Source organism: Achromobacter dolens (genome assembly GCF_902859745.1).
In the GTDB taxonomy this organism is placed as follows: Bacteria; Pseudomonadota; Gammaproteobacteria; order Burkholderiales; family Burkholderiaceae_B; genus Achromobacter; species Achromobacter dolens.
Window position 1 is genome coordinate 1 of sequence record NZ_CADIJW010000079.1, and the last position, 14,010, is coordinate 14,010.

Consider the following 14,010-nt stretch of genomic DNA (forward strand, 5'->3'; position numbering starts at 1 on the left):
CGGCCGCGCCGCCGCGGCGCATGCCCGCGCGCACGCCGGCCTGGCGCGCGGCGGGCGTGAGGGCGGCGACGCGTTCCTGGTCGAGGACCGCGTAGGCCTGCGCCTCAAGCGGCCAGTGCGGGCGCAGTGCGTCCAGCGGCAGGCAGCGCAGGCAGGCGGCGATCCAGAGGCGCATGGCGGGTGGGCGCCAGGACGCCGGGCTCCAGGCCCACGTACAGCGGGGCCTCGCAGACCGGTCCGCGGCGCTTGAGGATATGGACGGACAGCCCGCCCGGCGCGGGCGCGAGCGCCAGGCGCAAGGGGGCGGGGGTGGCGTGCTGCGCGGCGCTGGCCGGGCGCAGGGCGACGAACAGCAGGTCGCTGGCCTGGGCCGCCAGGTGCAGCCGGCGCAGCGATTCGGGGCGCACGTGCGGCAGCCAGCAGAGCAGGGCGCCGCAACTGCCGTTCTTCAGGATCTGCTCGGCGGCCCAGAGGGCGTCCAGCGGTTTTTCGGGGGCGACCCAGAGCAGTTGGCGCGGGTCGAGCCGCCAGCTCATCCAACTGGCGATGTGCGGCGCGTGCGGCGGCTGCACCAGGGCGATGGCGCGGCGCGTTTCGAGCTGCGCCAGGGCCGGGCGCAGCAGGCGGATTTCACCGATGCCGGGTTGCGGCGCCAGCAGCTCGATCAGCGAGCCCAGCGGCCAGCCGCCGTCCGGCAGCTCGGCCGACAGGGCGGCGTGGCCGGTGGGCAGGCTGCGGGCGGCGCCGCGCGCCAACTGGGTGGCGCGCCACAACGCGGGATGGATCTGTTCTGGCGACGGCATGGCGGGCGGACGACCCGGTTTTCCTGGGTGAAGATTCGGTGGGTGGCGGCACGGCCGGGCGGAGAGGCGCCTGGCCGGAATCGCTTATTGCTGTATGAATATACAGTATTTTACCCGACCCGGAAGGCACCGGATGTATCTGTCGCTTGCACCGTATTGGTGCGCGCCGCAAGGCCCGCTTCGAGGCGCGATGCGCCGTCGCCATCCCCGCCACGCCCCTGGAAGGTGCCGGTCGTTAACCCGTGCAGGGCTTGGCACGCTTCCTGCTTCTGTCCCCATGTCACCGTCTCCTCACGCAACAACGTCCAACAAAAGGAGTGCTGAACATGGCCCATCAACCGGAACGCATCGTCGAACTGTCGCGCCGCGTCGAGCGCATTTCGAACGAGAAGATCGAGAGCATCGTCGACATCAACCAGCAGGCCAAGTACCTGTCGCTGAACGCGCGCATCGAGGCCGCGCGCTCGGGCGAGGCGGGACGCGGTTTCGCGGTGGTGGCCAACCAGGTGCAGTACGTGTCCGAGCAGATCACCGGCATCGCCGACGCGCTCAAGGAAGAGTTGGCCGGGTCCATCGCCGACCTGATCCGCATCGGCGAAAACACCCTGCACGAGATCCGCGGCTACGAGGGCCGCCGCCTGGGCGATCTGGCGCTGAACATGATCGAGACCATGGACCGCAACCTGTACGAGCGTTCCTGCGACGTGCGCTGGTGGGCGACGGATTCGTCGGTGGTGCGCGCCTTGCAGGAACCCGGCGCCGACAGCGCCCGCCACGCTAGCGGGCGGCTGGGCGTGATCCTGGACAGCTACACGGTCTACCTGGACCTGTGGGTGGCCGACGCGCAGGGCCGGGTGGTGGCCAATGGCCGCCCGGACCGCTATCCGCAGGCGCGCGGCGCCAATGTCAGCCAGGCCGAGTGGTTCCGGCGCGGGATGGCCACGGCCGACGGCGGCGAGTACGTGGCGATGGACATCGACAGCGAGCGCCTGCTGGAGGGCGCCCACGTCGCCACCTACGCCACCGCGATCCGGCGCGACGCCGACAAGCAGGGCGAACCGCTGGGCGTGCTGGGGGTGTTCTTCGACTGGAGCCAGCAGGCCGACAGTATCGTCAAGTCGGTGGGCCTGTCGGAAGAGGAATGGGGACGCACCCGCTGCCTGCTGGTCGACAGCCGCCAGCGCGTCATCGCCGCCTCGGATGGCGCGGTATCGCTGAAAGAGCGGTACGTGCTGCGCCACGACGAGCGGCCGCGCGGCTACTACGAAAACGCCGATCGCTGCCTGGTGGGGTTCGCGCTGACGCCGGGCTATGAAACCTATGCCGGCCTGGGCTGGTACGGCGTCATCGCGCAGCGTCCGCGCGACAGCTTCGAATAGGGGCGGCGCCGACGGGACGGCAGGAGGGGGGGGGGCGGGGGCGCGGCTCAGGATGCGCCCCGGTCCGCGAGGCCCCTGCGGTCAGGCCCGCACGCTCCGGCCCGCGCGCTCGGGGACGCGTGCTCAGGCCCGCCGCTCAGGTCCGCGCGGCCTGGCCGGCGGCTACCGGCGCGTCCTGCGGCACGCCCGCCGCGCGGTCGGCCTCGAAGCCGTAGAACTGCATGTCTTCGTAGCGGATCCAGCGCGACTTCTTCACCAGCCGGTGGCCGATCCAGAACGCCAGGAACAGCGGGATCGCCAGGTAGGTCGAGACCACGCCGATCCAGTCGATGCGCTCGTCCAGGAAGGCCTGGTAGTTCTGGCCCAGCGTGACCAGCAGGCACAGCACGAAGGCGAACAGCGGCCCGAACGGAAACAGTCCGGCCTTGTAGGGCAGGTTGGCGGTGTCGTAGCCGTGCTTCACGTAGCCCTGGCGGAAGCGGTAGTGGCTGACGGCGATGCTGAGCCAGACGATGAACTCGGTCATGCCGGCGAAATTCAGCAGCCAGATATAGACCGCCTTGGGGCTGTAGACCACGCTGAACATGCACAGGCAGGCCAGCGCGGTGGTGGCCAGCAGCGCGCACAGCGGCACGCCGTTGCCGGTCAGGCGCTTGAACACGGCCGGGGCCTGGCCCTCGACCGCCATGTTGAACAGCATCCGCGTGGCGGCATACATGCCCGAATTGCCGGCCGACAGCACCGAGGTCAGGATCACCGCGTTCATCACGGTGGCCGCCGACAGCAGCCCGGCGTGCTGGAACACCAGCGTGAACGGGCTGACGGCGATGTCCTCGACCTCGTTGCGCAGCAGTTGCGGGTCGGTATAGGGGATCAGCAGGCCGATGATCAGGATCGCCAGCACGTAGAACAGCAGGATGCGCCAGAACACGTGGTTGATGGCGCGCGGCACGTTGCGGCGCGGGTTCTCTGATTCGCCGGCGGCCACGCCCACCAGTTCGGTGCCCTGGAACGAATAGGCCACCACCATGGCCACCCCGACCCAGGTGGCGGCGTTGCCGACGAACGGCGCGTCGCCCACGGTCCAGTTGCGCACGCCGACCGGCGCGTCGCTGTGGATGATGCCCACCAGCATCGCCAGGCCCAGCACGATGAAGCACAGCACGGCCACCACCTTGATGATGGCGAACCAGTACTCGGCCTCGCCAAAGCTGCGCGCCGAGAAGGCGTTCAGGCCGAAGGTCAGCGCCAGGAAGGCGACGCTCCAGATCCAGCCGGGGGTATCGGGGAACCAGTACGCCATCACCAGTTGGGCGGCCACCACGTCCACCGCCACCACCGTGGCCCAGCTCAGCCAGAAGTTCCAGCCCAGCGCGAAGCCGAAGCCGCCGTCCACGTAGCGCGAGGCGTAGGTGCAGAAGGAGCCCGACACGGGCATGAAGGTGGCCAGTTCGCCCAGGCTGGTCATGATGAAATAGACCATCAGGCCGATCAGCAGGTAGACCGTGAGCGCGCCGCCCGGGCCGGCCTGGGCGATGGCCGCGCCCGAGGCGATGAACAGGCCGGTGCCGATGGCGCCGCCCAGGGCGATCATGGTCAGGTGGCGCGCCTTGAGCACGCGATGCAACTGGTTCTTGCCGGCCGGCGGGGTTCCCGAGTCTGTCGTCGGTGTTTTCATGGAATGCACAGGTTGATGCAAAGCCCCGCGCCGACCGCGCACGCCCCTGGGCGCCTTGTGGACACCGGGGGCACGAGCCGGCCCGGGGGGCGCTTTGCCTAGGATTGCGTATGACGGGCATTTTACAATGGGGCCATCCAGTGCCTGTCCGGAGCCGTAGCATGGCCACTTCTTCCCCCGCGTCCCCCCACGAAATCGAATTCCTGCCCGAGCCCGGCACCGAGGTGCGGCAGCTTTTCATCCTGCTGCACGGCGTCGGCGGCGCGCCCGACAACCTGCTGCCGCTGGCCCAGGCCGTGCGCGCCGCGTTCCCCGCGGCAGCGATCCTGATCCCCGAGGGCTTCGAGCCCTTCGATGGCGGCGGCGCCGGCCGGCAATGGTTCTCGGTGCGCGGCGTCACCGAGGAAAACCGCCCCGAACGCGTGGCCCGGGCCCTGCCGCCGCTGGAGGCCTACGTGCAGCGGGCCCAGGCCCGCTTCGGCCTGTTGCAGTCCGACACCGCGCTGGCGGGTTTCTCGCAGGGCGCCATCATGGCGCTGGAGCTGGTGCAGGCGCATGACGGCATGGCCGGCCGCGTGATCGCCTTTTCGGGCCGCTATGCGCAATTGCCCAAGGCCGCGCCGCAGTACACCACGCTGCATCTCTTGCACGGCGCGGCCGACGCCGTCATGCCGGTAGCGCACATCCAGGCGGCGCAGGCGCGGCTGGACGAGCTGCACGGCGACGCCACCATCGACGTGGCCTCGCAGGTCGGCCACGAGCTGCATCCGGCGCTGATCCAGCGCGCCATCGAGCGGCTGCAGACCTGCGTGCCGCTGCGCAGTTGGGAAGCGGCGCTGGGCCTGAACCAGTCGCCGCCCGACGGCACCACGGTGCATTGAAGGCGCGCCGGTGAGCCCCGCCAAATCCTCCGCCACCGCGCGCGACGCCGATCCGGTCGGCGGCGCGCAAAGCATCTTCCGGGTGCTGCGCATCCTCAAGTACGTGGGCGCCGCGCCCGCGCGCGGGGTCGGCCTGACCGACGTGGCGCGCGACCTGGGCCTGACGCCGCCCACCGCGCACCGCATGCTGTCGGCCCTGCTGCAAGAGGGCTTCCTGGCGCTCAATCCCAAGCTCAAGACCTACAGCCTGGGCCGCGAGTCGTACATCCTGGGCCTGGCGGCGGAAAGCCGCCACGGCATCAAGGCGATCGCCGAATCGGCGGTGCTGCGGCTGGCGCAATCGACCGGCGACACCAGCTTCCTGTCGGTGCGGTCGGGCCACGAGGCGGTCTGCGTCGACCGCAAGACGGGCGACTTTCCCATCAAGATCCTGACGCTTGAGGTCGGCCACCGCCGGCCGCTCGGCGTGGGGGCGGGCAGCCTGGCGCTGCTGGCGTTCCTGCCCAACGACGACATCGAGCGGGTGCTGGCGCGCTACGACGCCTCGGCCGCGCCCGACCTGCCGTCCACCGCGATGCTGCGCGAGGACATCGCCGCGGCCCGCAAGAATGGCTATGCGCTGAACCCGGGGCGCATCATCCCGGACATGCTGGGGGTGGGCGTGCCGGTGTACGACCGCGAGCAGCACGTGGTGGCCGCGCTCAGCGTGGCCGCGATCCGCTCGCGGCTGTCGGGGGCGCGGCTGCAGGAAGTGGTGGCGGCGCTGCGGCGCGCCGCCACGGAACTGGGCGCCGAGCTGGCGCCGCGCCCGGCCTGAAGCGCGGCACAGGCCGGCCCGCGCCGCCGGCTATCGCCCCGCGCAGGACTTGCCGCCGTCCACCGGCAGGCACACGCCGGTGATGTACTTCGCTTCATCGCTGGCCAGGAACAGCGCCGCGTGCGCCACGTCCCAGGCGTCGCCCATGCGGCCCATGGGGCTGGCGGCGTTGCGGCGCCGGCGCATTTCCTCCACGTCCTCGAACTGGCCCGCGATCTGGGTGTAGATCAGCGGCGTGTCCATCACGCCCGGCAGCACCGCGTTGACGCGGATGTTGTCGGGCGCGTAGCGCACCGCCAGGGCGCGGGTCAGATGGTTCAAGCCGGCCTTGGCGGCGTAGTACGAGGTGTACGGGTAGGTGTTGACCTGGATCGAGGCCAGCGACGAGATGTTGACGATGCTGCCGCCGCCCTGGGCCAGCATCACCGGCAGCACGTGCTTGCAGGTCAGGAACACGCCGGTCAGGTTGGTGTCCATGACGCGGTGCCAGCTCTCCTCGCTGGCTTCGATCGGGTCGCCCATCTCGGTGATGCCGACGTTGTTGTGCAGCACGTCGATGCGGCCAGCCTCGGCCAGCATGGCCCGCACCGCCGCCAGGATCTGCGCGCTGTCGGTCACGTCGGCCGCCAGCGCGGTGCAGCGGCCGCCTTCCTCGGCGATGATGCGGCGGGTTTCCTCGGCGGAATCGGCGCGCAGGTCGACCGCGAACACGTGGGCGCCTTCGCGGGCGTAGAGCGCGGCGGCGGCGCGGCCGTTGCTCCAGCCCGGGCCGGAAGAACCCGCGCCGAACACCAGCGCGGTCTTGCCTTGCATGCGCTGGCCCATGTCAGTCCACCGAGATGTGCGCGAACTCGGCCACCTTCTTCCACTTGGCCACGTCTTCCTTGATCATCGCGGCGAAGGCCTCCGGCTTGTCCGCCACCACGTAGGCGCCCACGCCGGCGTACTTGGCCTGCACCTCGGGGTCGGCCAGCGCGCGGCGCGAGGCCTCGCCCAGCTTGGCCAGGATCGGCGCGGGCAGCCCGGCCGGGGCCAGCAGGCCGTTCCACATTTCGGCGTCATACGTCGGCAGACCGACCTCGGCGAAGGTGGGCACGTCGGGCAGTTGCGGCAGGCGCTTGCGCGCGGCCACCACGATGGCGCGCAGGCTGCCGGACTGGATGTGCGCCATCGACGAGGCCGCCGTGTCCCACAGGATCGGCACCTGGCCGGCGATGACGTCGTTGAGCGCCGGGCCTGTGCCGCGATACGGCACGTGCATCATGTCCAGCCCCGACAGCGATTTGTAGTATTCCATCGCCATGTGGGTGGCGCCGCCGTTGCCCGACGAGGCATACGAATACTTGCCCGGCGCGCCCTTGATCAGCGCCACGAAGGACGCGTAGTCCTTGGCCGGGAAGTCCTTGTTGACCACGATCACGCCCGGCACGCGGATGATCTGCGTGACCGGGGTGAAGTCCTTGACCGCGTCGTACGGCAGGTTCTTGTAGACCGCCGAGTTGGTGCCGTTGGTGCTGGAGGTGCCCAGCAGCAGCGTGTAGCCGTCGGCCGGCGCGCTGGCCACCGCGCGCGAGCCGACCGTGCCGCCGGCGCCGCCGCGGTTTTCCACCACCACGGGCTGGCCGATCTGCTTGCCCAGCGCCTCGGCGAAGATGCGGCCGACCACGTCCGAGGTGCCGCCGGGCGGGAAGGGCACGATCAGGCGGATCGGACGGTCGGGATAGTTGCTCTGGGCGCCGGCGGACGGCGCCAGCACGGTGGCCAGGGCGGCGGCCGCCACGGTCAGCCAGGTACGGATCTTCATGGATTGTCTCCTCGCTTGGGATGTCTGTGTTGTTATTCAGGCTCAGGCGATGCGGTCGCCCGGCTTGATCTTGGCGGCGCGGCTGTCCACGCCGGGCAGCATGTGCGCGGGGTCGCGCGTCACCACCACGTCCAGCACGGTGGGGCGGTCCTTGCAGGCGTAGGCGGCGGCCAGCGCGGCGGGAATCTCGGCCGGGTCCTCCACCCGGATGCCGTTGCAGCCCAGCGCCCGCGCCACGTTGGCGTAGTTGGTCTCGGCCAGGTCGGACGACTGGTAGCTGCCGCTGCCGTACATCAGGTGCTGCAAGGCCTTGATATAGCCCGAGGCGGCATTGTTGACCACCACCAGGGTGAAGGCCAGGCCCATGCGCACGGCGGTTTCCAGCTCGCCCAGCGACATGTTGCAGCCGCCGTCGCCGGTCAGGCTCACCACCTGCCGTCCGGGCGCGGCGGCGGCCGCGCCGATGGCGCCGGGGATGCCGTAGCCGATCGACGCGAAGCCCCGGTCCGGCACGAAGCCGCGCCCGGCGCGCTTGGTGTCGAACAGCAGGCCGCCCCAGTGCGCGGCGAAGCCGCCGTCGGCCACCAGCACGCCGTCTTCGGGCAGGCTGGCGTTGATCTCGTGCATCAGGCGCGCCATGCCGATGGGCCGGTCGGCCGAGGTCAGCTTGGCGCGCACCGATTCGCGCCAGGTGTGCATCGCCTGGCCGACTTCGGCGGCGTAGCCTTCCCGGCGGGCGCCGCCGTTGTCGGGCTGGGCGGCCAGGGCCTGGTCCAGTTCAGCCAGCGTGGCGCGGGCGTCGCCCCACAGCCGCAGCGCCGGCGTGGTGGTGCGGTCGAATTCCTCGGCCACGATGTCCAGGTGGATGATGGGCGCGCCGGTGGCCAGCAGGTCGTAGCGGCGCGTGGCCACTTCGCCCAGCTTGCAGCCGACTACGAACAGGCAGTCGGACTTGGCGATCAGGTCGTTGGCGATGCGGCTGTAGCGGCCGAACAGGCCCGCGTTCAGCGGATCGTCGCAGGCGATGGCGCCCTTGCCGCTCATGGTGTGGGCGACCGGAATGTTGTAGCGCCGCGCGAAATCCTGCACCGCCTCGGCGGCGTCGCTGATGTGCACGCCGCCGCCGCACAGCATCAGCGGGCGGTCGGCGCCGGCCAGCATGGCGGCGGCCTGCGCCAGCGCGTCGGCATCCGGGCGGCAGCGCAGCGCGGGCGCGCGGCGGTAGGTCTCGCTGGCGTGGAAGGCGGCGGCGTCGAAGGCGTGGACTTCATGCGCGATGTCCTCGGGCACGTCCAGCACCACCGGGCCGGGCCGGCCGCTGGTGGCGACCGCGAAGGCGCGCCGCACCAGTTCGGGAATGCGCTCGATCTTCTCGACCCGCAGCACGTCCTTGACCACCGGGCGCAGCACTTCCAGTTGGCGCGCCTCCTGCGTCATGTTCTTCCACGAATGCATGCGGTGCGAGTCGCCCACCAGCGCCACCATGGCGGTGCCGGCGTTGTAGGCCTCGGCCAGACCGGTGACCAGGTTGGTGGCGCCGGGGCCGAGCGTGGCGTCGCACACGGCGGGACGGCCGCTGACCTTGGTGTAGGCGTCGGCGGCGAACACCGCGCAGCGTTCGTCGTTGATCAGGTTGTGGTTCAGCTTCAGGCGCCGCACGGCGTCGTAGAACGGCAGTAGCTGGAAGCCGCCCATGCCGAACATCAGGCCGACGTCATGCGCGGCGAACATGCGGGCGATGGCTTCGCCGCCGGTGATTTCAAGGGTTTCCGACATGCGGGGAATGCTCCAGGTGGGTTGCGCGCCCGGCCAGCAGGGCGTCAATAAAGGATTTCAGGGGGGCGCCGATGCGGCAGCCGAGTTCGCGGGCGCGGGCGTTGGCGCACGAGACCACGCCGTCCTCGTAGCAGGAGCGCGCGTCGCCGATGCGGGCGCTGTGGGCCGACACGGTCAGCGCGGCGATGCCGCGCTGCTGCAACAGGGGCAGGCGGCCGATGCCGGCGCTGTCCTTGCCGATGCCGGCGTCGTTGAAAGTCACCAGCCAGGGGCGGGGGCGCACGCCGTCGGTGGCCAGGCCCGCCAGCCGTTCGCCGTGCGAGGCGGTGACGGCGATCAGGCCGTCGTCGGCCGGCTCCAGCAGCGAGACCGAGTCGGCGCCGATCACGCGCGGCGTGCCGTCGGCAGCCGTGGCCAGGACGGCGCGGGCCTCGTGGCGCGGCGCCGGCCAGGTCGGCGCCATGTCGGCATCGGCCAGCCGCCGCGCGGCCTGCGCCACGGCCATGCCGGGCCGGCAGCCGAGGGCATGGGCCAGGCCGTTGACGTGGCTGATGATGCCGTGGCGCGCCATGTCGGCGCCGTCGCCGATACGGCAGCTACGGTAGTCGGCGGTGGCGGCGGCCACGCCCCACTGCTGCAGTTCGTCCAGCCCGGCGATGCCGGCCTGTTGCCAGCCGACACCGGCGTCGTTCAGCACCACCGCGCGAACCCGGCCGCGGGCGGCGCAATAGGCGGCGTAGCTGCCGCCATGGGAGCCGGCGATCACCACGCGCCCGGCGTCTTCGGCGCGCAGCTTGGTGATGCTGTCCATGACGCGGGCGGGTTCGGTGTTGTTTTGTTCTTCCATATTATGGATATTTGTTTTGATTCCTGGTGGCGCCACGGGGAGGCCGCCAGGAAATCGATCTGTCTCTGCTTGAATTGGAATAATGATGTGAGACCGATTCTAAGAGGCCATGGGCGGCGCCAACAATCCTGTCTCCATATTATGGAATCTATTTGAAAATGAGGGGCGCCATCCATCGGGGAGGCAGGCGCGCCGACGCGGGGCAAAGGCGCGTGGCATGGCCGCGCATCGCGGGCGCGCGCGATCCATGCGAAGGAGGGAGGGGGAAGGGCGCGAAGCCCTGGAGAAGCGGGCGCGTCGGCCCGTTCGGGGATGTCGGCGCCACGCGCCGGAGGGAAACAACAGGCGGGCGGCGACCTGGCCGCCCGGGTATCGCCTGCCGCGCCTACTTTTCCCAGCCGCCGCCCAGCGCCAGGAACACGGCGATCTGGTCGTTGCTGAGTTCGGCCTGGCCGGCGGCCAGCGCGCTTTCATTGCTGGCCAGCGTGCGCTCGGCGTCCAGCACCGTCAGGTAATCGGTCTTGCCGTACTGGAACAACTGGCGCGCCTGCGAGGCGGCCTGCGCCGCCTGGTCGCGCGCCGCTTGCAGCGCAGCCTGGCGATCGAGCTGGCGCGCGTACACCACCAGCGCGCTCTCGGTTTCGCGCAGCGCGTTCAGCACCGAGGCGTCAAAGCGGGCCACGGCGGCCTTGGTGTTGGCCTCGGCCTCGGCGATGCGCGCCTGCACCGCGCCGGTGTTGGGCAGGGTCCAGGAAATCAGCGGACCGACGCTCCAGCTGAAGGTGCCGCGGTCGCCGAACATGGCGGCCGGGCCGCCCGAGGCGCCCGACAGGCCCAGCGTGATCTTCGGGTACAGGTCGGCGGTGGCCACGCCGATGCGCGCGGTGGCGGCGGCCAGCGCGCGTTCGGCCTGGCGGATGTCGGGACGGCGGCGCAGCAGCGCGGCGCCGTCGCCCACCGGGATCGTCTGGCTCAATTGCGGCGCGGCGGCGCATTGCAGCAGCGTGGTCGGAATCTCGGCCGGGGTCTGCCCGGTCAGCGCCGCCAGCCGGTACAGCGCGGTGCGTTGCTGCGCCTGGAACGGCGGCAGGCTGGCGCGCAATTGTTCCAACTGGCTGCGCGCGCGGGTTACGTCCAGCGCGGTGCCGCGGCCGGCGCGTTGCAGGCGGCTGACGGCGTCCAGCGATTCCTGCTGCACTTTCACCGAATGCTCGGCCGAGGCCAGTTGCATGCCGGCCGAACACAGGTTGGCGTAGGCGCGGGCGGTTTCGGCCGCCACCGTGACGCGGGTGGCGTCGTAGGCGGCCTGCGCCGCCTGCGCGTCGGCGCCGGCCGCTTCCACGGCGCGCCGGATCTGGCCGAACAGGTCCACCTGGTACGACATGCTGGCGCCGGCCGAGTACGACCAGCGGTTGGGCGGATCGATGCCGGGCGCCAGTTCCTGGATGCCGGAGACGTGGCCGAAGGTGGGCGAGGCGTTCACGCCCAGGCTGGGCTGCTGCTGCGCCTCGGTCTCGCGCACGGCGGCCTGGGCGCGTTCGAGGTTGGCGCTGGCCACGCGCAGGTCGGTGTTGGCCGCGAGGGCTTTCTCCACCAGGCCGTCCAGCACCGGATCGTTGTACAGCCGCCACCAGTGGCCGGGCACCTGGTCGCGCTGGAACACGCCCTCCCGCGCCTCGGCGAATGGCGCCTGCGCGCCTGGCCGGGCGGCGGCCGCGTCGGCGGGCACCTGGTAGTCAGGGCCCACGGCGGCGCAGCCGGCCAGCGCGGCGGACAGCATCAGCGGCAGGAGGAATCTGGTGTTCATGGCGGTTACGGCTTGGCGTTGTCTAAGTGGTTGACGAGTGGGTGAAAGCGCGCGCTCAAGAGGGTTGGCGCGCGTCGGTCCGCGTCTGCGCGGGCGCGGCGGCGGCGCCGACCGCCACGGTGGCGGTCTGGCCGGCCACCAGGCGCACGCCGGCGGGGACTTCGTCGATCTTCACGCGCACCGGGATGCGTTGCGCCAGGCGCACCCAGTTGAAGGTCGGGTTGACGTTGGGCAGCAGGTTGGCGCCGGTGCTGCGGTCGCGGTCGGCAATGCCCAGCGCGATGCTCTCGACGTGGCCGCGGATCTGGCGGTTGTCGCCCATCAGCGTGACGGTGACGGGGTCGCCTTCGTGGATGCCGGGCAGCTTGGTTTCCTCGAAATAGCCTTCGACGTAGAACGAGCTGGCGTCGACCAGCGCCATCACGCCGCGCCCGGCGCTGGCGTACGAGCCGGCGCGCAGGTCGAGGTTGGTGACGCGGCCGTCGGTCACGGCCAGCACGCGGCTGCGTTCCAGGTTCAGGCGGGCGGTGTTCAGTTGCACCTCGGCCTGGGCCAGCGCGGCCTCGGTCTGCTGCAGCTTGGTCTGGCTCTGTTCCAGCGCCTCGGCGGCCACCAACTGGCCCAGCGAGCGGTTGCGCTTGGCGTCGCGCAGCGCCTGTTCGCGCGCCACCTGTTGCGAGCGCACGGACGCTTCGGCCTGGTCGTAGGCCAGTTGGAAGCGCGCGCGGTCGATCTCGAACAGCACGTCGCCGGCCTTGACGTCCTGGTTGTCGTGCACCGGCACGGCGGTCACCAGGCCGGACACGTCCGGCGCCACCTGCACCACGTAGGCCTTGACGCGGCCATCGCGGGTCCAGGGCTCGACTTCATAGTGCACCCACAGTTGCCAGCCGGCGTAGACGGCGGCCGCGACCACGGCGGCGGTCACCGCGAATTTGCCGATGGCGGCGGGGCGCAGGGCATTGGGGAGTTTCATACCTATCTCTGCAGAAAATAAGGGGAAATCAGGGAGACGCCATACAGCAGCACGATGAACAGCGCCAGGTCGAAGAGCGCCGGGTGCCACACCAGGCGATACAGCCCGGCGCGCGCCAGCACGCGGCGCACGGCCCAGGCCACGCCCAGGGTGACCACGCCCAGCACCAGCAGCCAGGGAAAGTAGATGCCATAGAGGTTGAATTCGCCGATCATGGTGTTTCCAGCGTGGGATGGGCGGGTTGGTAATCGGCCGCGTCGGGGAAGAAAGCGCGGCGCAGGCCGACCAGGGCCACCACGGCGCGGTCGCGCGCGGCGACGGTGCCGGGCGTGGCGCTGACGCTGGCCAGGGCCCGGTCGATCTGCGCCAGCATTTCCGGCGCCTTGTCGCCGCCGCGCCAGGCCGAGCGTTGGCGGAAGAAGCGCGCCAGGCTGTCGAGCACCGGCGCGATGGTGGCGTCGGCCATGGGCAGGTGGCGGCGGGCGCGTTGCAGTTCTGTGATGTCGCGGCCCACGCGCAGGTCCTTGAGCGCGTCGGCGGCGACCAGATCGTCGGGGCGCTTGGCCATGGCCAGGCGCGGCTGCAGCAGGCCGATGCGGTCGAGCATGCGGGCGGCATAAGTGTGGCGGGCCGGGGCGCGCGGCGAGCTGGCCAGCGTGGCCAGTTCGTTCCAGTTGGCGGCCTGGATGCGGCGCGCGCTCCAGTCGGCGCTGACGGTGCGGAAGATGGCGGCGATGATGGCGGCGGTGGCCACGCCCATGCACTGCGCCACCTGCGTGTCGATGAACGACACCAGGTCAGCGGTGTGGGTGTCCTGCAGCGCCATGGTGCCCAGGAAGCCGAACAGCACCGCCATGGCCTTGCCGGTGGAGGCCGGCCGCGCGATGAAGATGCCCAGCACGAAGGCGGTGGGCAGCATCGCCAGCGCCAGCATCTCGAACGAATGGATGGCCGGCATGATGCCCAGCAGGTACAGCGCCGATAGCGGGATCGAATACACCGTGTAGGTCAGGAACTGCATGATGCCCGGCACCGGGTTGTCCTGCGAGGCGAAGAAGCAACTGAAGATGGCGGCCATCAGGGCGGCGGTGGCGCCGTTGCTCCAGGCCGTGCCGATCCAGAACAGGCAGACGACCGAGATGGCGACGCCGGCGGCGGCCGCCGACAGCAGCGCCATGCCGCGGTCGCGGTGCAGCGTGCGGCTGGGCGCGGTGCGGGCGGGGGCGCGCGTGCCGCGCAGCG

At 70.9% G+C, this 14,010-nt stretch carries 13 protein-coding genes; 3 read left to right on the plus strand and 10 right to left on the minus strand.

Annotation, left to right across the window (positions count from 1 at the left end; translation table 11 throughout):
* Positions 1–104 precede the first annotated feature (104 nt).
* On the minus strand, positions 105–803 hold the full coding sequence (gene imuA / locus HV783_RS28195) for a translesion DNA synthesis-associated protein ImuA (RefSeq protein ID WP_054502749.1): 699 nt from the start codon (positions 801–803) through the stop codon (positions 105–107).
* A gap of 317 nt (positions 804–1,120) precedes the next feature.
* Between imuA and HV783_RS28200 the strand changes: the two genes are divergently transcribed.
* Entirely contained in the window at positions 1,121–2,182 is a 1,062-nt protein-coding gene (locus HV783_RS28200; protein WP_367646410.1) for a methyl-accepting chemotaxis protein, read from the plus strand.
* Positions 2,183–2,318: 136 nt separating this feature from the next.
* Here the strand turns inward: HV783_RS28200 and HV783_RS28205 are convergent, their stop codons facing one another.
* Positions 2,319–3,860, minus strand: a complete 1,542-nt coding sequence (locus HV783_RS28205; RefSeq protein WP_254604078.1) for an amino acid permease — start codon at positions 3,858–3,860, stop codon at positions 2,319–2,321.
* A gap of 161 nt (positions 3,861–4,021) precedes the next feature.
* Between HV783_RS28205 and ypfH the strand changes: the two genes are divergently transcribed.
* Together ypfH and HV783_RS28215 are read left to right on the plus strand one after the other, a co-directional pair.
* The gene (gene ypfH, locus HV783_RS28210) at positions 4,022–4,741 is read left to right on the plus strand and encodes an esterase (RefSeq protein WP_054502746.1); all 720 of its coding nucleotides are present in this window, start codon (positions 4,022–4,024) and stop codon (positions 4,739–4,741) included.
* A 10-nt stretch (positions 4,742–4,751) separates the two neighbouring features.
* The gene (locus HV783_RS28215) at positions 4,752–5,558 is read left to right on the plus strand and encodes an IclR family transcriptional regulator (protein ID WP_144658089.1); all 807 of its coding nucleotides are present in this window, start codon (positions 4,752–4,754) and stop codon (positions 5,556–5,558) included.
* A gap of 30 nt (positions 5,559–5,588) precedes the next feature.
* On the opposite strand, the gene HV783_RS28220 is transcribed toward HV783_RS28215, so the two are convergent.
* From HV783_RS28220 to HV783_RS28255, 8 genes are all read right to left on the minus strand, one after another.
* Positions 5,589–6,383 carry an SDR family NAD(P)-dependent oxidoreductase gene (locus HV783_RS28220; protein ID WP_054444730.1) on the minus strand — a complete coding sequence of 265 codons (795 nt, stop codon included), beginning with the start codon at positions 6,381–6,383 and terminating at the stop codon, positions 5,589–5,591.
* Position 6,384: 1 nt separating this feature from the next.
* A complete protein-coding gene (locus tag HV783_RS28225) occupies positions 6,385–7,362 on the minus strand; it encodes a Bug family tripartite tricarboxylate transporter substrate binding protein (protein WP_047990922.1) in 978 nt (325 codons plus the stop codon).
* Between the two features lie 42 nt (positions 7,363–7,404).
* A complete protein-coding gene (locus HV783_RS28230) occupies positions 7,405–9,138 on the minus strand; it encodes a thiamine pyrophosphate-binding protein (RefSeq protein ID WP_049073390.1) in 1,734 nt (577 codons plus the stop codon).
* On the minus strand, positions 9,122–9,985 hold the full coding sequence (locus HV783_RS28235) for a hypothetical protein (RefSeq protein ID WP_054502742.1): 864 nt from the start codon (positions 9,983–9,985) through the stop codon (positions 9,122–9,124). The genes HV783_RS28230 and HV783_RS28235 overlap by 17 nt, the downstream gene beginning before the upstream one ends.
* 385 nt (positions 9,986–10,370) lie before the next feature.
* The gene (locus HV783_RS28240; RefSeq protein ID WP_054502741.1) at positions 10,371–11,792 is read right to left on the minus strand and encodes an efflux transporter outer membrane subunit; all 1,422 of its coding nucleotides are present in this window, start codon (positions 11,790–11,792) and stop codon (positions 10,371–10,373) included.
* A gap of 55 nt (positions 11,793–11,847) precedes the next feature.
* The gene (locus tag HV783_RS28245) at positions 11,848–12,768 is read right to left on the minus strand and encodes an efflux RND transporter periplasmic adaptor subunit (protein WP_049073393.1); all 921 of its coding nucleotides are present in this window, start codon (positions 12,766–12,768) and stop codon (positions 11,848–11,850) included.
* A gap of 2 nt (positions 12,769–12,770) precedes the next feature.
* A complete protein-coding gene (locus HV783_RS28250) occupies positions 12,771–12,983 on the minus strand; it encodes a DUF1656 domain-containing protein (protein ID WP_020927916.1) in 213 nt (70 codons plus the stop codon).
* On the minus strand, positions 12,980–14,010 hold a 1,031-nt coding region (locus HV783_RS28255), incomplete at its 5' end, for an FUSC family protein (protein ID WP_175190288.1). The genes HV783_RS28250 and HV783_RS28255, both read right to left, overlap by 4 nt.